Origin of the sequence: Pseudoalteromonas sp. SG45-2 (assembly GCF_014164115.1) — a bacterium.
GTDB classification, from domain to species: Bacteria; Pseudomonadota; Gammaproteobacteria; order Enterobacterales; family Alteromonadaceae; genus Pseudoalteromonas; species Pseudoalteromonas distincta.
In genome coordinates, this window is the sequence record NZ_JACJEO010000003.1 from 178649 (window position 1) to 202087 (window position 23439).

The window sequence follows — 23439 nt, forward strand, 5'->3', positions numbered from 1 at the left end:
ATTATTAGCGTGGAGTCAGTTAAATTCTAACCCTTTTACAGCTAATAAACAGCCTTTTCGATGAAAACATTTTAAGCATTTCAGCTATTTGGTCATCTATTCACAAAATATAGATATAAATGGCCATTACTGGCCATTTAGGAGCAAAAGTATTCACATTATTTTTTCTGGTCAGTCCAGAGAAGGCTACCAATTGCGGGTAATAACAACACTGCACCTAACATATTCACTAAAAACATGAAGGTTAATAGTATACCCATATCAACTTGGAATTTAAGATCTGAGAATATCCAAGTGCTCACACCAATAGCTAATGTAATACCAGTAAATAGAACCGCGCTGCCACGCTCAACAAGCGCATTTCGATAAGCAACACTAAGCGGTACGTTTTGCTTAAGCTGCCCCATCATCGACGACAGTATATAAATACCGTAATCAACACCAATACCTACACCTAATGCAATTACAGGTAAAGTAGAAACTGTTAAGCCTATTTCCAGCTGTACCATAAGTGCTTGGGCAAGGGTTGATACAATATAAAGCGGTAATACCACGGCTACTGTTGCTTTTACGCTTCTAAAGCTCATTAAACATAAAATAATAACGGCACCATAAACGTAAAGCATCATGGGTATTTGTGCTTCTGATACAGACTCATTAGTAGCTGCCATTACGCCCACAGGTCCTGACGCTAATTTAAATGCTAGTTTTTCAGTGCCCTCTTCTTGTGCAAATTGCTTAACACTCTTAATTACGGTATCGATAGTTTGTGCTTTATGATCATCTAAGAATATAATCACTGGCATAACTGAACAATCACCGTTAAGTAAGCCTGTACTAGTTTCAACTCGAGACGTTGACTGTACTAAGCTTGCTGAATTTCGTGGCAAACTCTGCCATTTTAAATTGCCTTCGTTGTAGCCCGCGTTAACCGATTGAGCTACAGAGCTCAAACTTACAGCAGACTGCACACCGGCCACATTCTCAACTTTGTATTGAAAACGGCTTATACGCTCCATCACATCATGCTCAGTACATGCTGCAGGATACGCCTCTACAATTACTTTTAAAATATCAGACGAGATAGTGTACTTATCCGAAATTAAAAACGTGTCTTGGTTATAACGGGCATCTTGATGCAGAGATGGCGCGCCTGCGTGTAAGTCACCTATACGCATTTTATCTGCTTGCCAGTAGCCTAGAGCAAATAAAACAAGGGTAAAACCGATAATCATTTTAGCGATTTTAGGATCGGTTGCTTTTACTAAAATGTCTCTGATCTTATCAAGTATATTAGGCTTCTCAGCATCACCAGATTGAATATGTACACTGTTTTCAAAGTTCATATACGACGCCCAAACTGGCAGCAAAATTAAATTTGTAAATATAATTACTGCCACACCTAAACTCGCTGTAATAGCAAGTTCGCGGATAATACCAATATCAATAGTAAGTAATGTTAAAAAGCCTACGGTATCTGAAAGCAGTGCAATACCACCAGGTATTAATAAAGCCCTGAAACTTGACTGACAACAAATTCGCGTACTTTTTCCTTCACCTACTTTTTTGCCAATCGCATTGATCATCTGCACACCATGGCTTACACCAATAGCAAACACTAAAAACGGCACCAAAATGGACATAGGGTCTAGTCCAAACCCTAAACTTGAAAGCAGGCCTAATTGCCAAATAACAGCAATAATAGAACACGCGATTGGCAAAATAGTTAGCTTTAAACTGCCACAAAATAGCCAAACCATAATAAAGGTAAAGGCGATAGCAATGGCAAAAAATACGACTACCCCTTTTGCGCCTTCAGCTATATCACCAGCCATTTTTGCAAAGCCAATAATATGAATACTTACTTTGTCTGTACTTAAAGGCTCTCTTAAATCACTTTCTAGCTTTTGTGCAAAAGCTAATGTGTCTAATTTTTGTTGTGTTTGAGGATCTGTTTCTAAAAGTTGAGCCGTTACCATTGCACAAGAATAATCGCTGGCAATCATACGCCCTACAACTTTTGCTTTTTCAATGTTTTCCTTTACTACACCTAATCCACGCGTATCTGCTTTAAAGTTTGCAGGAATAATTGGACCACCGGCAAAGCCATCCTCTACTACTTCTACAAAGCGAGCACTAGGTGAAAATATAGAATTCACTAAAGGACGATTTACACCAGGAATAAAATAAAGCTGATCGTGAACCGCTTTTAATTGAGTAAAAAATTCTGGATTAAATATATCTCCGCTGTCGTCACATACTGAAATTAAAATACTGTTTGCACCACCAAACTGTTTTTCATGTTTAGTGTATACCTTCATGTAATCGTGATTTAACGGGATATTTTTATTAAACGATGCATCAAGTTGAATTTGAGTCGCTTTAAATACAAGTAAACAGGTTATAAGTGCAAAACTTATAAGCATAATTAAGCGATGTCTAAAAATCGCCTTTTCAATAAAATCGAGTAACTTATGCATTAAGGGGTTAACTCCTTCACTTTAATGCCATCTTCTGTAGCCATGATCAATCTGTTATCTAAAATTAAACCATCAAGAATCGCTTTACCGTCAGCAAGCTGCTCATGGGTGAGTAACCCATCTTGAAGATGAAAAATAACGCCACTATTAGCGAGCATGAGCCATTGTTTGTTATTATAATTAATGATGTTGTTAATCGTCGCTGTTTTAACATTTTCAAAATGCTGCCACTGCTTTTCGCCACTTTGCTTTGCAAAAACATTACCTCGTAGCCCCGCCACAATTTCTTGAGTGCTATCAGAGGCAACTGCAAAGAATGAACCGGGATAAACTTCTTCTATTCTTTGCCAAGTTTGACCATCGTCAACGCTTCTGGCCATTAAACCCATTTCACCAACGAGCATTAATCCATTGTCTGTTTTTTCTATACGATTAAAGTGCGGTAAGATAGAAGCAGTTTCCGCTTCGTATCCTTGTGGGTCATTTTCTTTTAAATCGTTTAAGTAATCACGATCATCACTAAAAAGTAGCGAATCTAAAAAGCGCTTTTGCCAATGTTGACCACCGTCTGTAGTTTGATAAAACATGCCATATGCGCCCACTGCAAAACCTTTTAAGTCATCTTCAAATAAAATATCTAAACATGGTTTGTCTAATTCAGGTAATGCTTGTTGTAGCTGCCAATTAACGCCACCGTCAGTAGTATTTATGATTGTTGCATCGTGGCCACACGCCCATCCATTATTTTCGTTACTAAAATCAACGGCAGTTAAGAGCACTTGAGTTGGAACTAGCTCAGCTTGTTGCCATGAATCACCCGATGTACTTTTAATAACAGTACCGTGTTTACCAACAGCAATTAAGCCATTACCCGTGTTAGTTATATCAGTGAGTAAGGTTTTAGCTGCATTTGTTGCACTGATTGCATAGTTAGGGGCTTCTTGTGCAACACTCGCACCGCTTATTATCAGGCTGGCATATACCAAATACTTCATAAATTTTAATCGCCTTGTACGAGAGAGTTGTTTGTCTTTTTACTAGGGAGTGCGTTGCGCGCTGTAAGACAAACGCGATGAGAAAGGAAAAGGCACTTAACATATTGTTAAGTGCCTAGTTTAATACTATCTACCTGCGCGACGTAAAGCGCTTGAAGTAAATTCGTTATCGTTAAACGACTTTGAAAAATCGTACATTTTTTCTTGGTTATCTAAACCAATTGCTAAATAACGACGAGAATTCAAATCATGATAAACCTCAAGAGTACTCCACTGTGTAGGAACTTCGTAATAGTTAAGGCCATAAGCCATGGCTACACGGTAAAGTTGGTCGCGGTTATCATAAATATCAGTAACCTGTACTTGCCAGCTATCTTCATCAATGTAAAACACACGCTTTTTATAGATATGGCGTGTATCATCTTTTAAGTTAGCTTCAACAACCCAAACACGATGTTTTTCGTAACGTGTATGTTCTGGGTTAATATGGCCAGGCATTAAAATATCATTGTACTCTAGCTTGTCGCTATGAAGTTTATAGCTGTTGTAAGGTATGTATAACTCTTGCTTACCCTTTAGCGTCCAGTTGTAACGATTTGGTGAGCCATTAAACATATCAAAATCATCGGTAGTGCGCAGGCTATCTGCAGCTGTGCCTGGTGCATCATATGCAACATTAGGTGCACGACGAACACGACGTTGCCCCGAGTTATAAGTCCATGCTTGGCGCGGCGTTAATATTTGGTCCATTGTTTCATGAACTAATAATGCAGTACCCGCTAAACGTGCAGGCTCTGTAACGCTTTGTTTAAACTTAAACAAAATGTTTGAGTCTTGTAGCTCTGCTGGTGTAGCGCTTGGGTCTGAGTATTTAACTAATAGCTGCTCATCAAAACCAACATAGTTGTAAGAGCCAGATGCAGTCGGTGCAGCTTGACCACCAAAGCGCTCAATAGACTGGCCACGGTAACGTAATAAGTGATTCCAAATTGCCTCTAAACCTGTTTTAGGAATAGGGAAAGGAATACCTATCGCGGTATTTTTAATACCGTTACCGCCTTCGATTAATTCAGCAGTCGGTGCAAACTTTTTAGTCGCGTCATAAACAAACTGAGGGTACGAAGCTGAGCGGCGTGTTTCATACACTGGCATTTTAAATGTGTCTGGGTATGCTTCAAATAAAGCAATTTGACCCGGACTTAAATTGGCTTTGTACTTTTCAATATTACTTTTATCGATAGTGAAAAGCACTTTATCAGCTGTAAATGGGTCAAGATGATGCATACCAGCTTTATAACCTGCAGGCGCTGTTGTAATTCCATTATTCCACGCTGGAATAGAACCATCAGCATTCGCAGCTTTTTCTGCACCCATTGGCGTTAAGTTTTGGCCTAATTGAGCAACTTCATCAGCGCTTAATTTAGCCAAGGCTGCGCTGCTTGCAAACAAACTACAAAATGCTGTAGCAATGAGGGTAGGTTTTTTAATCATAGTAATGTTACCCCTAAATAGAATATTTTAAGTTAAAAGAAACGTAATCGCGGTCTGAGAATGTATTAACACCGCCACCGCCCCAAAACGAGTTATAGCTCACATCAAGTGACCACGCATTTTGGTAGTTAAAGTTCATCGTAGCACCTAAAGATTTACGATCTTCGATAAATAAGAACATAGGATCTGGTGTATTACCGTTTACGTCATGAGAAAATACAAAACGTGGTGAAAAGTTAATACCTTTGTAAAAGTTGAAGTAATCGCCTTTCGCAATTAGGCGGTAACCCCAAGACGATGCTGTAGCGAATGATTTCTCTTCAGCGCCATTTGATAGACCAAGTTGCAATGTTGAATAATCAGTAGTACCTGGGCCTGTTATTGTGCCACTACGGCCAGTGCCTGATACATTTAAACGCATTTCGTCATAGCCAGGCATATCGTGAATTTTAACTACACCCACTTCACCAACTACAGCCCAACTATCAGCACCTAATGAAGGGCCAAATAAATGTGTTGCTGTAAATTGAATTTGTGATGTGTCGCGTTCAATGTAGCCTTTGGCAACTTCACCTGCACCAACTGAGCTTACCGCATCGCCTATACTCATTTGCGAAATACCCGCAAAATCAGGACGAATACCAGCAACCGCCAATTGCTCAGGCATAGCTGTGTAAAGTAACTCTACGTCATCAATTTGTAGCGGTTCATCTTGGCGAAAAGCAAATTCACCCGCGAAGGCTGTTTCGCCAATAGTCGTATTAAAACTTAAACCATATAACTTAATATCTTCAGGGTACTCGTTTTCAGCTTTAGAAAAAGCAGTTAAATCAGCAACATTATCTGACGTGATTTCTGTTGTCATGATCATCGCTAAATCTTGGGCAATTGCAGCTTGTGAAAAGTTTGATACGCGACCAGATATAAGCGGACGACGGCTATGATAATTCACGTGATAGAGTGCAATTTCAGTATCATTAAATTCAGGTAAAAATACACCTAAACGTAAACCATACTGACCGCCATCTTCAGGCTCTGTTTTACCATTATCTCCTTTACCTTTTAAAGCAACTTTAGTTGGGTATGCAAGATACATTTGAGCTAATAAAGCACTTCCTTCTGCACTTGAAGGATCAATACCTTGTGCTGCTGCGGCCAATGCAAAATCAGATGTTAAGTTATTCAAGCTATCTGTTAAAAAAGCGACATCAATATCAGGATTAGACGTAAAACCTAATTGAACATTCTGCTGATAACCATTTTCTGCTGCAAAGTCATTAGTCGAAAAATACGTACCAGCTGCTGGTAAACGCGTTTCTTGCCATTGGTATTGGTAGAAACCTTCAAGGGTAATGTTGTCAGTAATGCCAAGCGATGCCCAAAGCATGCCTACAGGTATGAATGCTTCTTTAAGCTCAGCACCTGGCGCTTTCAATCGGTCAATATCAACTGGGTTTACGTTAATACCATGAGATATAAGTGTACTCTCACCCCAGTTAACTACTTGTTGACCTAAACGGACAGATAAAGGGTTATTACCATCATTTAAATCAAAATCAGCCCACACAAACGCATCTAATAAACGAATATCTGCACAGCTTTGCGCTTTAGTGTCTTTATCATCACACGGATCAACCCCCTGCCCTGATGTAGGATTTGAATATGCATGATAGCCATCCATCAACGCAAAGTCATAAAAATACATGAAGCGAGTGAACAAACCGTAGTTATCTTTATTTATTGAAAGGTCGTGTGTTCCCTTCAAAAGTTTTGAAAATGAGTCACCACTGTCAAAATTTAAATTACCAGCATCACCATTATTTGAATAAGAGCCAGGTTGAGCCCATACATCTTGAGATGAGTAAATAGTGTTGTTTAGCGCAGGGTTGTAACCTGTCCAATCAAATGCCGGATTGTTACTTTTACCAATTAGGCTAAAGTCTCTGTCTTCTACGCGAACACTTTGCCCATATGAAAAGGTTGAATCGAAGGTAATGTCAAAACCTCCAGCTTCAAATGTTACAGCTTGTGTACTTGCTGCAGATAAACCTAAGCTAGCGGCTGCTATACCTATAGCGATTCTATTTTTAACAAAAAGCGATCTTCTTATCATTTTGGTTCCCCCCTGTCGCGGGTCATTTTGTGTGATCAAGTTATTGTTTTTAGTGTAATCATAACGATAGAAGCGAATCAGTGAAATTACAAATACTCGCTCTAATCTTCCGTATACTTTATATTTTGGTTGACGCTTACGTATTGGTAAGACGTCGTACCAGATAATTTATACACGTAATTTAACAATAGGACAAATTGAAATTAACAAAAATACAATATTTTTATGTATATATAACATAAAAACCGAGTGTCAGGCCACTCGCTCTAGGCGGATAAACTTGTTTTCGGGGGTTAATAAGAGTCTAAAACGGCCACGTACACCTAAACTTGAAATGAAGGGCCTCAAATGTGTAGCAGCAAAACGAATCGTTTTACCGCCATCTTCTACAACTTGTAAAGAGCTAAAACGGCCATGGTAGTAATCCATGCACTCGTTATAGCTCAATCTTAAGGTAAAATAATACTCAATCATTTATGCGAGCGCTTTTTCAACCTTTTCATACAAATCAGCACTTAGCCCATCTAGATTAGCTAAGCGTTGTAATTGCAGTTTCATTGCTTGAGAGCGAACATCATCGTAACGCTTCCATGACATGAACGGTGTTAGCATACGAGACGCATTTTGTGGATTAATTGCATTAAGTTTTATTAACAAGTCACCTAATAACGTATAGCCTTGGGCATCTGAGCGATGAAATTGTGCTGTATTAAAGTGACTAAAGCTTCCTACAAGTGCACGTACACGGTTCGGGTTTGAAAAATCAAAACACGGATGTTCGTAAAGTGCCTTAATATTATCTATAGCTTTATTGCCTGACTGCATAGCTTGCAGTGCAAACCACTTATCCATCACTAAAACATCATGGCGCCATTGACTATCAAAATGATTCAAAAGCTCTTCTTGTATAGGGTGGGATGCTTTTACCACTGCGCTTAGTGCACCAAGTACATTGGTCATATTAGTCGAACTTGCGGCTTCTTTAATAAAGCTTACAGCCTCTGGCTTTTGAGTTTTAGCCAAATAATGCAAGCATATTTGTTTTAAAGCGCGTTTAGCAACGGAGCTTGCACTTATACTGCCATCATCTTCAAGAGATTCGTAACAAGCAAGCAGTTCATCAGCAAGTTCGTCAGCAATTTGTTGCTCAAACTTTTCTGTTATTTCAATAATCTCATCAACAGGTATTACTTCAAATTCAGCGGCTAATGTATCAAAACTTGGCAGTTTAAACAGCTCTGCAATTAAGGCTAAATCGCCCTCTTTGGTATTTATAAGTACACGTAGCGCATTTATAGTTTCGCTGCTTAACATGCTATTAGTTGTATTGGTAATCTGAGACTTAATCGCTTTAATAAATAGCTGCTGTTGTGCATTCCAACGTGAAAAATCACTGCGTGCAAAACGCATAATATGCAATAGTTCGGGCTCTGTTGTTTGCTGATTTAAAATACAAGGTGCAGAAAAATCTTCGAGTAAAACCGCAACAGGCTTTTCTAAGATATTATCAAAGCTAAATGTTTGAGTCGTACTTGTTACATCAAGCACATGATCTAGTTTTTTACCTTTACATTGCAGAGCAATACTTTCCCCATTCGCATCAAGTAGTTCAATAGCAAAAGGTATATGAAGTGGTTTATTGTCTGGCTGATTGTCCGGTGCTGCTTGTTCTATTGTTAATGTATACGTATTTGAACTGCTATCAAAATGTTGTATTGCATTTAAGCGCGGGGTACCCGATTGACTATACCACAGCTTAAATTGCTCTAAATTTACACCTGATGCATCGCTCATTGCACTGACAAAGTCATCACATGTTACTGCTTGTCCATCGTGGCGCTCAAAGTAAAGTGCCATCCCTTTTTGAAAATTAGTTTCACCTAGTAACGTGTGCATCATACGGATAACTTCAGCACCTTTATCGTATACTGTTACAGTATAAAAGTTATTCATTTCAATAACTTTTTCAGGACGAATTGGATGCGCCATAGGGCCTGCATCTTCGCTAAACTGATGCGTACGCATTACTTTAACTGCGTCAATTCGGTTAAGTGCACGAGAGCCTAAATCACTACTAAACTCTTGGTCTCTAAATACGGTTAACCCTTCTTTTAGCGATAACTGAAACCAATCTCTACAAGTAACTCGGTTACCTGTCCAGTTATGAAAGTACTCATGCCCTACAATGGATTCAATCGTATGGTAGTCTTTGTCTGTCGCTGTTTCTTGATTGGCCAATACACATTTACTATTAAAAACATTTAGCCCTTTATTTTCCATCGCGCCCATGTTGAAAAAATCGACGGCTACAATCATATAAATATCAAGGTCATACTCTAAATTAAAGCGTTCTTCATCCCATTGCATTGCTTTTTTAAGTGAAGCAATAGCATGAGGTGTTTTAGATAAATTACCCTTATCAACAAATAATGCTAACTCTACGTCTTTGCCGCTTTTAGTCGTGTACGTATCTTTCAAAACATCAAAATCGCCCGCCACAAGTGCAAATAAATAGCTCGGCTTTTTAAATGGGTCTTGCCATTTCACAAAATGACGACCATCTGATGTTTCACCGCTATCTACTTGATTACCATTAGAAAGAAGTTGTAGATACTTTTTATCCGCAATAATAGTTACATCAAACGTGGCAAGTACGTCAGGGCGATCCATGTAATAGGTGATTTTTCTAAATCCCTGCGCTTCGCACTGTGTGCAATACGCACCGCCCGATAAATATAAACCTTCTAAAGAAGTATTCGTCTCAGGTGATATCTCGGTCACAATACTTAATTGGCAACTATCCGGTAGGTTATTAATTATTAGCTGCTCACCAACAATTTCATAATCCGTTATATCAACTGTATCAACAGATAAAGACAGTAAACGCAAATCAATACCATCAAGCACTAAAGGTGCTTTTTTATCACCAACTCGGGTAAGTGTTAGTAAAGAGCTTACTTTGGTTGATAAAGGCTGTAAGTCAAATGTTAGCTCTGTGTGGTCAATTAGAAAGTCAGGAGCTTTATAGTCTTTAAGATATTGTGCTTGAGGTTTACTTGATTCAGTCATAGATACTCCAAAGCAGCTCCTTTTAAGTTAAAAGGAGCTGCTTAAAATTAGGCAGATTGTTTTGGCTTAATACGTAAAATTTTAATGCCTAAGTAGGCATAAACAACCGCTAAAACAGGGTTAATTAAGTTAAAGAAAGCGTAGAGTGCATAATCAAAAGGGTTTATAAGTAAAACGCTTTGCATGTATGCGCCACACGTATTCCATGGAATTAGTGGGCTAGTAATTGTACCGCCATCTTCCAATGTACGAGATAAGTTAACAGGCTTCAAACCACGTTTTTCGTATTCATCTTTAAACATACGTCCCGGTACAACAATCGCTATATATTGATCGGCCGCTATTACGTTAGTTCCTATACACGTAGCTATTGTCGCCGCAATTAACGACCCCGTGCTTTTAGCTATTTTAAGTATACTTTTTACGAAAATATCCAAAAGACCTGTTTTTTCCATAATGGCACCAAACATCAGTGCAGTCATAATCAGCCATGTAGTTGTAAGCATACCAGCCATACCGCCACCACTGAGTAACGAATCCATCTTATCATCGCCGGTACTTATGCTAAAACCATCAAAGAAAGTAGTCCAAACAAGTTTAAAGTAGCCAACTAGCTGTCCTTGAGAAACATCAATTTGGCTAGAAATTAGATCAGACTGAAACAACATAGCCCAAACAGCGCCCACAACAGCACCAATTGAGATAGCAGGAAATGCTGGCATTTTTTTAATAGCTAAAACTAAAAGTACGATTAACGGGATCAGCATTTCAAAACCAATATTAAAGTTTTGCTGTAAAATAGCCGTTATTTCATCAATACGCCCAGCTTCGCTTGAAGCTGTTGCATTAAAGCCCATGAATATAAATATAATCAGTGCAATTACAAAACTCGGTACTGTCGTCCACAGCATATGTTGAATATGCTCAAACAAATCAGCGCCAACAACTGCTGGTGCCAGATTGGTTGTTTCTGACAGCGGACTTAGCTTATCACCAAAGTACGCGCCAGATATAACTGCACCTGCGGTTACTGTTTGCTCAAGTCCAAGACCCGTAGCAACACCTAATAAAGCAACACCTATCGTAGCAGCCGTGGTCCAAGAACTACCAATACTCATTGCTACAATGCCACAAATTAAACAACTCGCTGCATAAAACCAACTTGGATTTATAACTTGTAAGCCATAATAAATTAGAGTTGGTACAGTCCCAGAAAGTAGCCAAGTACCAATTAATGCACCTACCATAAGTAAAATTAAAATAGCACCAAGTGAAAGCGTTATGCCTTCGATCATAGCTTGTTCTAATTTTTTCCATGTGTAACCGTTTTTAAGACCAATTAAAGCCGCTGCAAAAGTGGCAAATAAAAGTGCTATTTGGTTAGGACCGGATGAAGAGTTGTCACCGAATAAGTATACAGCCGCGCCAAGTAAACAGATTAATACAGAGATAGGAATTAATGCATCAAAAAACGAGGCGGGTTTGATTGGTTTATCTTCCAATGGCTTCAAAATAGAGACTCCTACACACACTTGCTGTGTGTTTAATTATTATTTTTAGCACGTAAAGCGCATTAATTGAGCGTCATTAATCCAGCTCAACTTTATGTAATCGAAGATTATAACAATTTAGTAAATTTTAGGTAGTAAAAAAGGCGCCAATGCGCCTTTTTTACAGAGGTAAAACCAGTTATTACTTCTTAGCTATGCGACCATAATTAATATAATCTTGAGTAATTAATGCAGCCTCTTCCAAAAATGGGTCAAGCTCTTCGATTACTTCTGGTATATCGTCTAAGTTTTCTACCGGATCTTTACCTAAACGCTTAAGACGTTCGTTAGTACGTACAAGTGCACGTGCTTCACCTTCATCTTTTTCTTTAATACGGTCTGCTTCAACTAAAGAGATAGTTTTACGGTCTTTCTCTTCGTTGTATAAGGTAATGTCATTAAATACATAACCAAATTCTGGCTCTGATTTAATTCGTACTTCGTGTTGTTTTTCAAGGTACGTAATAATAGGTGTTAAATTACCTAGTTTTTTATATTTCGCTTTAACAATGCTGTCCCAAGGAAGTGCATTATCTTGCTTACTTTCGCCCCACTGTGCAGGATCGATTGCTGATGGAAACGAAATATCAGGGATAACACCTTTATGTTGCGTGCTACCACCGTTAATACGATAAAACTTAGCAATAGTATACTGTACACTGCCTAGCGCATTATCGTATAGGTCATAAGCACGGCCTAAGCCTTTGTGCTGCTGTACAGTACCCTTACCAAATGTTTGCTCACCAATAATTACAGCGCGACCATAATCTTGCATTGCTGCTGCGAATATTTCAGAAGCAGAAGCACTGTAACGATCAACTAACACAGTTAAAGGGCCGTCATAATAAGTTATACCATCACGATCTTTTTGCTCTTCAATACGGTTATTTAAGGTATGAATTTGAACAACTGGGCCCTGGTCAAAAAATAAACCTGACAATTGTGTTGCTTCATATAATGAACCACCACCATTTTGGCGCAAGTCGATAATAATACCATCAACCTTTTCTTCTTTAAGCTTAGCAAGTTCTACTTTTACATCTTTCGAAAGATTATTGTAAAAGCCAGGAATTTCAATCACCCCAATTTTACTTGTTAAATCAGAATATTTTGCTTCAAATACTTCTGATTTAGCCGCTCTATCTTCAAGTCTGATTTTATCGCGAGTAATTTCTACAACTTTCGGAGCGCCGTGAGCATCAACACCTTTTAAATACTGTAGACGTACTTTAGTCCCTTTAGGACCTTTAATTAAATCAACTACGTCATCTAAACGCCAGCCAATTACATCTACAAACTCTTCGCCATCTTGAGCAACACCAATAATGCGATCATCAGCTTTAATTTGATCTGTTTTATCTGCAGGGCCTCCCGGCACTAAGCTGCGAATAACAGTGTAATCTTCATCAGGGCTTAATACGGCACCAATGCCCTCAAGCTCTAAGTCCATATCCATTTTGAATTGCTCTGCACGACGTGGCGATAAATAAGACGTATGCGCCTCAATACTGCGTGCTAGCGAATTCATAACGATTTGAAAAGCATCTTCTGAATTTGATTGTACTAAACGTTTTTCTGCATTTTTGTAGCGTTTGGTCAGCACCTCTTTAATGCCTTCCCAATCTTTACCCGTCATTTTTAAACGCAGTGCGTCGTACTTTACACGCTCACGCCAAATTTCATCAAGCTCAGCTTGTGACGAAGGCCATGCTGAATCTTCGCGGTCAAAAAAGTATTCATCTTCTTTATCAAACGTCATCTCTTTTTCAAGCAGAGCAAGTGAATACTCGTAACGTTCAAAACGGCGTTTAAGACTTAAGTTAAAAATATCAAACGTAAAGTCTAATTTACCGGTAGTAATAGCGTTATCAAAGTCATCACGATATTGCTCAAATGAGGCGATATCGCTGGCTAAGAAAACGCTTTTATTAAAATCAAGGGATTCGATATAACGATCGTACACTTTACTAGAAAGCTCATCGTTAAATCGAACCGGTGTATAGTGTGAACGAGCAAATAAGCTAGCCACTCGTTTGCTAGCAGTACCATGTTGACTCTCTTGCTTGAGCTGGGGTAAATCGTCAATAGTGACGGCTTCTACAGCAGCAAATAATGAACCTGAAAACAGGGCAGCAACTAACGGAATGAGCGTAAACTTTTTACTCATACACAACTCCTTAATTTATTTACAACTTAAACAATGTATAAGCTGTCAGCTTTGGTTTTAACTTGCATACCTGTTACTAACTCAACATGAACATCATCTTTGTTCACTTCAGTTATTACTGCATTTACAAGTGCTTGGCCAAGTTTAACCTTAACCTTATTATTTACCTTGACCTCAGTTGCTGGCAAAGGTTCAATTTTTCCTGAACGCTTAGCCGGCGCTGCTTTAGCAGGTTTGTTAGCTGCAGGAGCGTTTTTATCGCCTGGTTTGCTAGCATGAGCTGGTTTTTTCTTGAAAGATTTAGAATCTGAATCTTGGCGAGGACGCTGTTGTTTTTTGCGTTTAGCCATTTTAGCGCGGCTTTCTTCCAATGCTTTTTGTGCATGGTCGATATGCTCTTGCTCAACTTTTTCACCTTGATTACCATCAAGATCAATACGAAACTCTGACTTGGTCACAGCTTCTAAATAACGCCAGTTAGACGTGTATTTTCTAAGCGCTTGACGAACTTGAGTCTTACTTACTTTTTCAGACCCTTCAATACGCTCAGCAATATCTTTAAAAATACCTACTTTAAGCGGCTTGATGCCATCTTTTTGTTTAAAACATTGTGGGAATTCTTGATATAAAAATTCCAACACTTCATTAATATCTTTTAGCTTGTTTGTGGTTTCCATTTTAGAACCTATTTTTCACATCTTTTCATCAAGGGACGAATCGACGTAGTGTGTTACCCAGTCGACCAACTCTTCGAAATCGGCTTCTATAACAGCCATATCACCTCGAAGGTGTTCCCAAATACCATTAATTGTTTCATCAATAAATTCACATTCTGAATCATCTGGAAGACGATCCCATGCAATATGAATCAAATCATTGAGCGTTTCCGCTACATGTTCTTCTTCGCCTTCCCAATCGCCGACATCTTGTACAGCAAATAAGTAGTCTTGAACATTTAGCAAATCTTTCATTACAAGCTCGCCTCTAAGCATTTTACTAATGCTTCTAGACCGGCTTTATCGTCAGCATCAAATCGACCAATACTCGGACTATCAATGTCTAGTACAGCAAATACTTTACCATGTTTCATGATAGGTACAACTACTTCAGAATTAGACGCTGCATCACAGGCTATGTGGCCGTCAAAAGCGTGAACATCTTCAATTAATTGTGTTTCTACGGTTGCCGCAGCAGTTCCGCATACACCCTTTCCTACTGGAATACGAATGCATGCAGGGTTACCTTGAAACGGACCAAGTACTAATTCAGTAGGAGAATCCATAAAGTAAAAGCCCGCCCAATTTACATCCTCTAAAGAGGTAAATAACAGCGCGCTTATGTTTGCCATATTGGCAATTACATTGGATTCACCAGCTATCAGCGATTCAGTTTGCTTAACTAATGACTGGTAAAAATCGTGCTTTTGCATACCAAACTACTTCTTATTAAACATACAGTAGCTAAAGGTACTCTTTGTCGTGAAAAATTGGAACCTTTTGGAGGTAAAAAAAAGGAAATCACACCGTTTATCAGTGCGCTTGGTTAATAATGCTGCGATTATTTTTTTGCCGTTTTACGAAGACCAAACAAAAACAGCCCAGCAGCGAATGCTGACATTACACTATTGATCAAAAATATCTCCCCTGTTGTGGCACTTAATAAGTAACTAAATATCGCTCCGCCTAGTAGTCCAAGAGTTAATACCCCTGAATAATTAACTTTAGAATACTTAAACATGAGTAAATACCCAGGCACAACAAAAGCAGCCATTGTTAAGCCTACTATGTGTGCATTTGATATAGCAGTCATTAATAAGGTAAGAAATATTGATACAAACTCGCCTTCAAGCGTAAGTGAGTAATAAACACCAAGTAAACTGCCTACAATAACAGGCGATAATAACGAAAGCCCTACGCTTTTTGCTAGCTGATGTTTCATTTAAAATCCTTAATACACAAATCTAAATTCTATGTATAAAGCATGCACCAAGATCTAAAGGTTAGAAACAGAGACTATGGTCGTAATTTATGATTAAAAATAAACCTTATTGCAGTATGAGCCTATTACTTTATTAATAGGCTCATAAGTTTGGGTCACACTTATCAAAATGCTTATAACTTAGCTATTTTATTTGATAACTCAAAGTGGCGAGATGTTACTATTTCCTCAAGCACTGCTACCCTTTTGCTCAACATCGCTGTTTGTTCCTCTAATTTTGTTATCTTGTTATTATTTAGTCCTTTAAATTTTGCGTGCGCTGCCATTATTGTAGTTTTATAGGTGAAATAACGTTTAGTAATAGTAAGAATCAAAAAGGGTGAGCTAAATATAATTATTACAATAAATAATTCTAGCATGGTCGTTTCCCACTCAGTTTAAGTTAGCTTGTTGCGTGTAAAGGCCATTTTTAGTGCATTGAAATAATTTTGATAATGTAACTTCGCGCTGCTTTCCTCGTCGAATTAGCATCTCAACATACACAATACTTAACACAATGGCTGTTGCTTTAAATAAGTTACCTTGTAGATCACCTACTGCGCCACCCGACATACCAAATATTCCGTAAGCTGCATTCATAAAAATATGCATCCACATAGGAAACCAAATACGATAACCACATTCACAATATAGCCACGCAAACCATGTACCTGCTACAGTAGTGATTGCAACCGCCATCAATGCAGAAATCGCATCATTGCCTTGATAAATATGGCCCAGACCAAATATTACTGAACTAATTAATGCCGCAGGCACAAAGCCCCATCTACAATATTTAAATAAAACACCAAACAATGCAGCCCTAAAAATTAGCTCTTCAAAAAACCCCGCATAAACTGAGCCAGTTATTATTGCTGGTATTGATAGGTTAAGTTCATCACTCAAAAATCCATAACCTATTGCCATTGGAGTACAACAAATAATTGCTGCGAGTGCATAGTTAATAAAACCAGAGGAATTAAGCCCTATAGATTCAAAAGGCTTACTTTGTTTAAACAAAATAATAGCCGCAATAACTAACGGTCCATATAAAAAAATATATTTAGCGGGGGTAAATAAAATGCCAGTTAGATTATCAAGTTCAGACAACCAGCTAGACCAACCTTCTCCCCAAAACTGCCTCATTACATAGTGGCAAAATACAAATGTAGAAATTATTACAAATGCCTTGATAGCGTATTTCATATCTACTTTTCTCGTTAAGTTGTAAATTTCAACTTAATCTTGGCAATAGTAAAAATACAAAGCGACCTATTAGGTCTCAATTACAAGACGAGGTATAAAGCCCATGTTTTAGGGGGGATTAACATGTTTTTGGGATTAATGACAAAGCATCTTTTATTACTTTTACATAAGAACGAGACACAGGAATTTTAATATCAATTGTATGTAGCGATAATTGCAACCCTCCAGCATTACCACTGTAGTGTTGAATGTTTTGCAGGTTGACCGCATAAGAACGGTGGCATCGTAATATAATTGTTTTTTCTGGAAGCTGCTTTAATAAACCGCTAAGAGATACACGTAATAGTTTACGTGAAGTTGAAGCTCCTTCTTGTATTGTTATTTCACAATAGTTGTCTGAAGATTTAATAAATAAAATATGGTGAGGAGCCGTATTAATTTCGTCGTTTTTGTTATCGCCTTTGAGAGTAATTGTCTTTAACTCAACTTCTCTCAACTGCTCTTGAGCAACGCTAACTGTACTTGGCTTAGTTAAATCTATTACATGCCTATTTACCACAAGTAAAAAAATAAGAGGAAATACACCAATACAAAAAATATACCCTACAAAAAGTAATTGATTCTGCCAATGCCAAGATCCAAGTACAGCAACCACAAAATACCCATGATTGAATATCGCAGTAATTAAAATATATGTGATAGGAATAATAATTAAACGGTTTAATTTACTTAGCTTAAACTTAAGTAACACTATTTCTATGAAACCTGACAATAGCAAAGCACAAAAGGTTACTAACCCATAGCCAAAAAGTCGCAGAAACTTGTAAGACTCGGTATCGCTTGAAGTGCCAAAAGGTTGAAATACAAAAAGTACAAAAAGCGTTATAAACGAAAACATGACGGCACGATATACAACTAACTTTCTCGAATCTAGATCATCTTTGAGCCACAACATCCTATTTTGCATACCTTTAATCCACCAATATTTAAAAATAACACACATTAATATGTGCATTCCAACTCATTTAAAGTTTTTTGTGATGGTCGTTTTATTAAAAACAAAAATAGGAAGAGAACATCAACGTTTTTTAACATCAGAAGATGATGTGTGAGCAATTCTATCTGCTTTTAAGGTTTTACTAATAAGAGATAAGAGATAAGAGATGTAATACCAATTCGCTTAATTAAGTGATCTATTTAGAGGGCGGAAAAACGTGTTTACAGCTAGGCAATAAATTCACTATTTAGTTGTTCAAAATGAGAATTTTTTAACGCAGGGAGCGACACGTTTAGCCCCGCAAAATGATTAAGTATTATTGCGGATTGGCATAAGTGTACTGATTTTGTTCCAAACACAAAAAAGCCCGCTAAATTAGCGGGCTATTCTGTTATATGGTGGAGAGATAGGGATTTGAACCCTAGATGGGCTATAAACCCATGCCGGTTTTCAAGACCGGTGCATTCGACCACTCTGCCATCTCTCCGATACTGCTAAGTTAAAAGTAAGAGTGTACTAATAACTATTTAAATGAATGATATTTTAATTACCACACACTTATTAAATAAGTGGTGGAGAGATAGGGATTTGAACCCTAGATGGGCTATAAACCCATGCCGGTTTTCAAGACCGGTGCATTCGACCACTCTGCCATCTCTCCGCACGGCCTGCATAATAGGGAAACCCATCCCTTTTGTGAAGCTTTTTTTTAAATTAATTGTTTAAGTGCCTAAAAAACAATTAATTTGTTTAAAGTTAAAACAAAATGTTTTTAATTTAGCCGTCAATATACTTTTATTTAAATATTTAACTCTATTGATCTACAAAGGTTTGCCCAAACATATAAGAGTTGGTAATCTAATTTTAGTTAAATTATCGAAACATACACGTTTCACTTAAAGGAGCTCTACAATGGCGTTTAATCAATCGTACAATACCGCGAAACCGGTAATGTCTACCATTGAAACAAACAAGGTACTTAAAAACACCTACTTTTTACTAGCTATGACACTTGCATTTAGTGCAGTTACAGCCGGTATTTCAATGGCACTACAATTACCTTACTTTATGGGAATTGTGTTTACACTCGTTTCGTTCGGTTTATTATTTGTTGTAAATAAAAAAGCAGATACAGCATCTGGTGTATTTTGGGTGTTTGCTTTCACAGGTTTAATGGGGGCAGGCTTAGGTCCATTGCTTAACCATTATGCTGCATTACCTAATGGCCCAATGCTTATTATGCAAGCCTTAGGTTCTACAGCGCTTATCTTTTTTGGTTTATCTGCTTATGCACTAAATACTAAAAAAGACTTCTCATTCATGGGTGGCTTTTTAACTGTTGGCTTAATCGTTGTGATTGTAGCAAGCATCGTTAATATTTTTATTGGCAGTTCATTGATGTTTATGGTGCTTAATGCAGCAGTTGTACTGATTATGTCTGGTTTGATTTTATTTGATACAAGTCGAATCATAAACGGTGGTGAAACTAACTACATTCGTGCAACTGTGTCTTTATACCTAAGCGTATATAACTTATTTACTTCTTTGCTTGCTCTACTTGGCGCAAGTGATGACTAATTAAATAGTTCTGTTAAAATAGCCCCTTTATTGGGGCTTTTTTATTGGAATTGTTTTGGCACGCTTTGTTCTTTCATTACATACACCACCATCCGATCACGATACCACGCAACGCATAGTTAAATTTGCGAATGCATGTTTAGCCCAAGGGCACACCATTGATGCTATTTTTTTATACCAGCAAGGTATTTATCATGCATCTACCCACTTTGATTTATCCTCAGACGAACTTCAAATTTCAGCACTTTGGCAGCAACTCGCTGATCAAAATTTAATGCTGTGTGTTACCGCCGCGCAAAAGCGCGGGTTAGATATTAAAAACACAGGTGTATTTAAAGTCGCAGGGTTAGCTGAATTTGCAATGCTTGCAAGCGACGCAGATAAATGGGTGCAATTTAAATGATAAACGTATTAGTAATGAGTCAGTGCAGCCCATTTGACGATTTAAATATTCGTGATGCACTAGATATGACATTGATATTTGCTGCTGTTGATCAAAATGTAAGTTGGTTGTTTAGCGGCCCCGCCGTTTTAGCTTTAAAAAAGCATCAGCAACCAAACAATATTGGCTTAAAAGACTTTTTTAAAAATATTAAAACACTCGAAATATATGATGTTGAAAACATTTTCGTGTGTGAAAAATCATTGCTTGATTATGGTTTAAATAAACATGATTTACTCGTAGAGGCAAAAGCTCTTAACTTTAGTCAACAACAAACACTAATTAAAGCGCAGCAGCATGTGGTGAACCTATGAGTACGTTACATATTTTTTCTAAGCCGCTTAACTATTACTCGGCAAATCAGCTAGAGAACTTAATTTTATCAGGCGATAAGGTACTACTTGTTGGTGATGCCTGCTTTGCAAAAAAACAATTTAGACAATTTGCAGATATACTGCTAATACTTGAACAAGACGCGCAAGTACGTGCAATAAAATTAGCAGATAACGATAAAGCAATTAGCTATGAAGACTTTGTGGCACTCACTTTATCAACTAACCAATCCATTACGTGGTAACTCATGCTTGAATTTAACAACCAACAGATTGAAACCGACAAACAAGGCTACTTGCTCGACCATACTTTATGGTCAAAGGAGCTGGCAACTGTAATTGCTACTCAAGAAAACATCACACTTAGTGAGCAGCACTGGGAAGTTATTAACTTTGTTCGTGATTTTTACATTGAATATAACACCAGCCCAGCAATTAGAATGCTTGTAAAAGCAATGGCTAAAGCACTCGGTGAAGATAAAGGAAATAGCCTTTATTTATATAAATTATTTCCTAAAGGCCCAGCCAAGCAAGCAACAAAAATTGCCGGATTACCAAAACCAGCTAGGTGCATATAATGAGAGCCAAATCAGGCAATAATCAAGCAACACAAGCCAAGCCAAAAAGAAGTACTGGGCGTACTTATTCACGCAGTGCACTTAACAAAACGCCATCTGGTAAAAGAGAAGTAAAGCCGCAAATAGCATCTAAAGACAGAAAAATTGTGTTATTCAACAAGCCGTTTGATGTGCTATGTCAATTTACGGATGAAGCAGACAGAAAAACGCTTGCAGAGTTTATACATATTAAAGAAGTTTACGCAGCAGGAAGGTTAGACAGAGACAGTGAGGGTTTATTGCTTTTAACAAACTGTGGGAAACTACAAAACACCTTAACTGCTCCTGATAAAAAAACGAATAAAACCTACTGGGCACAAGTTGAGGGTGAACCAACGAGTGAATCAATTAATGATTTATGTAATGGCGTAGAACTTAAAGACGGGCTTACACTCCCCGCTAACGTTAAAATAATTGATGAGCCAACAATTTGGGCGCGTAATCCCCCTGTACGCGAGCGAAAAGCAATCCCTACCACTTGGCTAAGTATTACCATTAATGAAGGTAGAAACAGACAAGTTCGTCGAATGACCGCGCATATTGGACACCCTACACTTCGCCTCATCCGCTATAGCATTGGCAACTATACGTTGGATGATATTAATTGTGGTGAATACAAAGTAATTAAGGGCGTAGTTGATGCATAAACCGCATGTCACGGTTGCAGCAATAGTAAAAAAGCAAAATGAGTTTTTACTTGTAAAAGAGCGCGATAAATTTACAAAGCAAATTTGTTACAATCAACCTGCGGGTCATTTAGAGCAAAATGAGACACTTGCACAAGCTGCAAGCAGAGAGCTACTAGAAGAAACAGGCTTAGCGCTTGAGCCAGTCGGCTTTTTAGGTGTGTATAATTTGCATGCCGAAAATGGAGTGCACTATTTGCGATTCTGCTTTTTATTTGAAGCGCCTAATAATATAAAAGCACCAACACCAATAGATTCTGACATTATCAGTGCTAATTGGCATACATTAGAGCAAATAAAATCATTACCGCTTAGGAGCCCTTTAGTGCTCAAGTGTATTAACGACAGCCTGAATCGACCAGCGTTAAGCTTAAAAACCATTTACAATTGATTTACTCAGAGCTTAGCGCTATACAATTACGCCCTTGTTTTTTAGCATAATACAGGGCGTTATCAGCGGCTTTAACAAAGCTGACTTCATTACTATTTGTATAGTTGCTGATGGTATTAATACCCATACTTATAGATAAAAATCCGGTAAAGCTATCCTGGTGAGCAATAGCTAAGCTTTCTACAGCTTTTTGTATTTGCTCAGCTATAAACAACGCTCCTTGCCTATCCGTTTGTGGAAGTAAAACAACAAATTCTTCTCCACCATAGCGAGCCACAAAATCTTCTGGGCGACTAACCGTTGAAGCAATTTTTTGAGCCACGTCATATAAGCACGTATCGCCCGCTACATGCCCATACCGGTCATTAAATTGCTTAAAATGGTCAATATCAATAATAATCATCGATAGCATGCCTTCGCATTCTTTTGCTCGTTCAAACTCATGCGTTAGCTTTTCATCAAACCGACGCCTATTCGCAATTTTGGTTAATGCATCCAAAAAGGCCATATCCCTGAGTATATCTTCTGCTTCTAAGCGCTCTGTTGCATCATTAAAAACAGCTAAAAACTCTTCACCTATATCAATCCCTGAAATTTCCATCATCACTTGTGAGCCATCACGACAAGAAACTCGATAGTTATTTGCGGGTATGTCGTTATTGTTACTTAGTGCCTTTTCAAGTGAGTCTTGCCACAGCTCTTTTGCAAGTGCTCTGTATTGGGGATCTGGATACGCTTTTTCCCACCATGATTTAAGATTTGGCACATCTTCTACTGTATAACCAAAAACATCTACAAAACGTTGATTAACTTTCAAAATATCACCCGTCTTGGCACATACATTACATACTGGCATTGGCAAAACGGTAAATAACCTAGCGTAGTGACTTATCTCATGTTTGCGCATAGGGTTGAGTGTACTTTGAGGTAAGTAACTCATTGGCATATCATTTTTTTCTATACTAAGCTTTTCGTCCATTTCTAAAGCGAAATACCATTCAAGCCACCAGTGCTCTACATGATCAAGCACCTTTAACTCAACGTTTTTTTTAACTGTTGAACCTTTTATTAAGCTAAATAACTCATGTACATGGTTTGGCTCTTGGTAAATATGAGGGTTTTTGAGTTTTATTAACTCATAAAAAAGATGATAGGCTGATTTTTTAAACTCTGTCGTTTTGCTAGAAAGTAATTCGCTATCCACAAAATCAGGTTTTCGTGTGTAATGCTCAACTAAAGAATTTATCTTGTTTATTTGATAGGCATAATTCATATATTCATTCCATTGACTATATTTCAAGCGGCTTTAAAGTGGTTTACATTCATATACTCACCACTATTTTATTTT

At 37.9% G+C, this 23439-nt stretch carries 23 protein-coding genes and 2 tRNA genes; 7 read left to right on the forward strand and 18 right to left on the reverse strand.

What is annotated here, in order from left to right; translation table 11 throughout:
- Positions 1–158 precede the first annotated feature (158 nt).
- The 17 genes from H5116_RS03090 to H5116_RS03170 form a co-directional block, all read right to left on the reverse strand.
- Positions 159–2480 carry an RND family transporter gene (locus tag H5116_RS03090; protein ID WP_182711197.1) on the reverse strand — a complete coding sequence of 774 codons (2322 nt, stop codon included), beginning with the start codon at positions 2478–2480 and terminating at the stop codon, positions 159–161.
- Complete coding sequence (locus H5116_RS03095) at positions 2480–3475, reverse strand: YCF48-related protein (RefSeq protein ID WP_182715537.1); 996 nt, start codon at positions 3473–3475, stop codon at positions 2480–2482. Before H5116_RS03095 ends, H5116_RS03090 begins: the two co-directional genes overlap by 1 nt.
- Positions 3476–3601: 126 nt before the next feature.
- Positions 3602–4966 carry a DUF1329 domain-containing protein gene (locus tag H5116_RS03100; protein WP_182695648.1) on the reverse strand — a complete coding sequence of 455 codons (1365 nt, stop codon included), beginning with the start codon at positions 4964–4966 and terminating at the stop codon, positions 3602–3604.
- Positions 4967–4979: 13 nt separating this feature from the next.
- Positions 4980–7079: a DUF1302 domain-containing protein gene (locus tag H5116_RS03105; protein WP_154903039.1), complete on the reverse strand. Its 2100-nt coding sequence runs from the start codon at positions 7077–7079 to the stop codon at positions 4980–4982.
- Positions 7080–7331: 252 nt separating this feature from the next.
- Positions 7332–7553: a DUF2835 family protein gene (locus tag H5116_RS03110; protein WP_010552655.1), complete on the reverse strand. Its 222-nt coding sequence runs from the start codon at positions 7551–7553 to the stop codon at positions 7332–7334.
- On the reverse strand, positions 7554–10148 hold the full coding sequence (pepN, locus tag H5116_RS03115) for an aminopeptidase N (protein WP_182715538.1): 2595 nt from the start codon (positions 10146–10148) through the stop codon (positions 7554–7556). It lies immediately after the preceding gene.
- A 47-nt stretch (positions 10149–10195) separates the two neighbouring features.
- Positions 10196–11659, reverse strand: coding sequence for a Na+/H+ antiporter NhaC (gene nhaC, locus H5116_RS03120; protein ID WP_182715539.1), 1464 nt, complete (start codon positions 11657–11659; stop codon positions 10196–10198).
- 181 nt (positions 11660–11840) lie between these two features.
- Entirely contained in the window at positions 11841–13865 is a 2025-nt protein-coding gene (prc, locus tag H5116_RS03125) for a carboxy terminal-processing peptidase (protein ID WP_182715540.1), read from the reverse strand.
- 26 nt (positions 13866–13891) lie between these two features.
- Positions 13892–14542: an RNA chaperone ProQ gene (gene proQ / locus H5116_RS03130; protein ID WP_002961909.1), complete on the reverse strand. Its 651-nt coding sequence runs from the start codon at positions 14540–14542 to the stop codon at positions 13892–13894.
- 15 nt (positions 14543–14557) lie between these two features.
- Positions 14558–14836: a hypothetical protein gene (locus H5116_RS03135; RefSeq protein ID WP_002961910.1), complete on the reverse strand. Its 279-nt coding sequence runs from the start codon at positions 14834–14836 to the stop codon at positions 14558–14560.
- Positions 14836–15294 carry a GAF domain-containing protein gene (locus H5116_RS03140; RefSeq protein WP_002961911.1) on the reverse strand — a complete coding sequence of 153 codons (459 nt, stop codon included), beginning with the start codon at positions 15292–15294 and terminating at the stop codon, positions 14836–14838. The genes H5116_RS03135 and H5116_RS03140 overlap by 1 nt, the downstream gene beginning before the upstream one ends.
- Before the next feature lie 128 nt (positions 15295–15422).
- Entirely contained in the window at positions 15423–15803 is a 381-nt protein-coding gene (locus H5116_RS03145; RefSeq protein WP_002961912.1) for a hypothetical protein, read from the reverse strand.
- 173 nt (positions 15804–15976) lie between these two features.
- The gene (locus tag H5116_RS03150; protein ID WP_182715541.1) at positions 15977–16222 is read right to left on the reverse strand and encodes a hypothetical protein; all 246 of its coding nucleotides are present in this window, start codon (positions 16220–16222) and stop codon (positions 15977–15979) included.
- 13 nt (positions 16223–16235) lie between these two features.
- Complete coding sequence (locus tag H5116_RS03155; protein WP_182715542.1) at positions 16236–17048, reverse strand: CPBP family intramembrane glutamic endopeptidase; 813 nt, start codon at positions 17046–17048, stop codon at positions 16236–16238.
- A gap of 118 nt (positions 17049–17166) precedes the next feature.
- Positions 17167–18063: a LytTR family DNA-binding domain-containing protein gene (locus H5116_RS03160; protein WP_259395140.1), complete on the reverse strand. Its 897-nt coding sequence runs from the start codon at positions 18061–18063 to the stop codon at positions 17167–17169.
- A gap of 378 nt (positions 18064–18441) precedes the next feature.
- Positions 18442–18532 (reverse strand) — tRNA-Ser (locus H5116_RS03165).
- A gap of 83 nt (positions 18533–18615) precedes the next feature.
- Positions 18616–18706, reverse strand: a tRNA-Ser gene (locus H5116_RS03170).
- A 251-nt stretch (positions 18707–18957) separates the two neighbouring features.
- On the opposite strand from H5116_RS03170, the gene H5116_RS03175 reads away from it, so the two are divergent.
- Genes H5116_RS03175 through H5116_RS03205 form a run of 7 tightly spaced genes read left to right on the forward strand, consistent with a single transcriptional unit; the run spans position 18958 to position 22091 of the window.
- Complete coding sequence (locus H5116_RS03175) at positions 18958–19623, forward strand: Bax inhibitor-1/YccA family protein (protein ID WP_008133668.1); 666 nt, start codon at positions 18958–18960, stop codon at positions 19621–19623.
- Between the two features lie 55 nt (positions 19624–19678).
- Complete coding sequence (gene tusD, locus H5116_RS03180) at positions 19679–20026, forward strand: sulfurtransferase complex subunit TusD (RefSeq protein WP_182692960.1); 348 nt, start codon at positions 19679–19681, stop codon at positions 20024–20026.
- Positions 20023–20379, forward strand: a complete 357-nt coding sequence (gene tusC, locus H5116_RS03185) for a sulfurtransferase complex subunit TusC (protein WP_182692961.1) — start codon at positions 20023–20025, stop codon at positions 20377–20379. The genes tusD and tusC overlap by 4 nt, the downstream gene beginning before the upstream one ends.
- Positions 20376–20642 carry a DsrH/TusB family sulfur metabolism protein gene (locus tag H5116_RS03190; RefSeq protein ID WP_182715543.1) on the forward strand — a complete coding sequence of 89 codons (267 nt, stop codon included), beginning with the start codon at positions 20376–20378 and terminating at the stop codon, positions 20640–20642. Before tusC ends, H5116_RS03190 begins: the two co-directional genes overlap by 4 nt.
- A 3-nt stretch (positions 20643–20645) precedes the next feature.
- Positions 20646–20975: a TusE/DsrC/DsvC family sulfur relay protein gene (locus H5116_RS03195; protein ID WP_182715544.1), complete on the forward strand. Its 330-nt coding sequence runs from the start codon at positions 20646–20648 to the stop codon at positions 20973–20975.
- On the forward strand, positions 20975–21661 hold the full coding sequence (locus tag H5116_RS03200) for a pseudouridine synthase (RefSeq protein ID WP_182715545.1): 687 nt from the start codon (positions 20975–20977) through the stop codon (positions 21659–21661). Before H5116_RS03195 ends, H5116_RS03200 begins: the two co-directional genes overlap by 1 nt.
- On the forward strand, positions 21654–22091 hold the full coding sequence (locus H5116_RS03205) for an NUDIX hydrolase (protein ID WP_182715546.1): 438 nt from the start codon (positions 21654–21656) through the stop codon (positions 22089–22091). Before H5116_RS03200 ends, H5116_RS03205 begins: the two co-directional genes overlap by 8 nt.
- A 1-nt stretch (position 22092) precedes the next feature.
- On the opposite strand, the gene H5116_RS03210 is transcribed toward H5116_RS03205, so the two are convergent.
- The gene (locus H5116_RS03210; RefSeq protein ID WP_182692963.1) at positions 22093–23364 is read right to left on the reverse strand and encodes a sensor domain-containing diguanylate cyclase; all 1272 of its coding nucleotides are present in this window, start codon (positions 23362–23364) and stop codon (positions 22093–22095) included.
- Positions 23365–23439: the final 75 nt, after the last annotated feature.

Bases quoted from the DNA above. Each gene is read 5' to 3' on its own strand.
- H5116_RS03090 (WP_182711197.1), bottom strand. From the start codon at position 2,480: ATGCATAAGTTACTCGATTTTATTGAAAAGGCGATTTTTAGACATCGC.
- H5116_RS03095 (WP_182715537.1), bottom strand. From the start codon at position 3,475: ATGAAGTATTTGGTATATGCCAGCCTGATAATAAGCGGTGCGAGTGTT.
- H5116_RS03100 (WP_182695648.1), bottom strand. From the start codon at position 4,966: ATGATTAAAAAACCTACCCTCATTGCTACAGCATTTTGTAGTTTGTTT.
- H5116_RS03105 (WP_154903039.1), bottom strand. From the start codon at position 7,079: ATGATAAGAAGATCGCTTTTTGTTAAAAATAGAATCGCTATAGGTATA.
- H5116_RS03110 (WP_010552655.1), bottom strand. From the start codon at position 7,553: ATGATTGAGTATTATTTTACCTTAAGATTGAGCTATAACGAGTGCATG.
- pepN (WP_182715538.1), bottom strand. From the start codon at position 10,148: ATGACTGAATCAAGTAAACCTCAAGCACAATATCTTAAAGACTATAAA.
- prc (WP_182715540.1), bottom strand. From the start codon at position 13,865: ATGAGTAAAAAGTTTACGCTCATTCCGTTAGTTGCTGCCCTGTTTTCA.
- proQ (WP_002961909.1), bottom strand. From the start codon at position 14,542: ATGGAAACCACAAACAAGCTAAAAGATATTAATGAAGTGTTGGAATTT.
- H5116_RS03135 (WP_002961910.1), bottom strand. From the start codon at position 14,836: ATGAAAGATTTGCTAAATGTTCAAGACTACTTATTTGCTGTACAAGAT.
- H5116_RS03140 (WP_002961911.1), bottom strand. From the start codon at position 15,294: ATGCAAAAGCACGATTTTTACCAGTCATTAGTTAAGCAAACTGAATCG.
- H5116_RS03145 (WP_002961912.1), bottom strand. From the start codon at position 15,803: ATGAAACATCAGCTAGCAAAAAGCGTAGGGCTTTCGTTATTATCGCCT.
- H5116_RS03150 (WP_182715541.1), bottom strand. From the start codon at position 16,222: ATGCTAGAATTATTTATTGTAATAATTATATTTAGCTCACCCTTTTTG.
- H5116_RS03155 (WP_182715542.1), bottom strand. From the start codon at position 17,048: ATGAAATACGCTATCAAGGCATTTGTAATAATTTCTACATTTGTATTT.
- H5116_RS03160 (WP_259395140.1), bottom strand. From the start codon at position 18,063: ATGCACATATTAATGTGTGTTATTTTTAAATATTGGTGGATTAAAGGT.
- H5116_RS03175 (WP_008133668.1), top strand. From the start codon at position 18,958: ATGGCGTTTAATCAATCGTACAATACCGCGAAACCGGTAATGTCTACC.
- tusC (WP_182692961.1), top strand. From the start codon at position 20,023: ATGATAAACGTATTAGTAATGAGTCAGTGCAGCCCATTTGACGATTTA.
- H5116_RS03190 (WP_182715543.1), top strand. From the start codon at position 20,376: ATGAGTACGTTACATATTTTTTCTAAGCCGCTTAACTATTACTCGGCA.
- H5116_RS03195 (WP_182715544.1), top strand. From the start codon at position 20,646: ATGCTTGAATTTAACAACCAACAGATTGAAACCGACAAACAAGGCTAC.
- H5116_RS03200 (WP_182715545.1), top strand. From the start codon at position 20,975: ATGAGAGCCAAATCAGGCAATAATCAAGCAACACAAGCCAAGCCAAAA.
- H5116_RS03205 (WP_182715546.1), top strand. From the start codon at position 21,654: ATGCATAAACCGCATGTCACGGTTGCAGCAATAGTAAAAAAGCAAAAT.
- H5116_RS03210 (WP_182692963.1), bottom strand. From the start codon at position 23,364: ATGAATTATGCCTATCAAATAAACAAGATAAATTCTTTAGTTGAGCAT.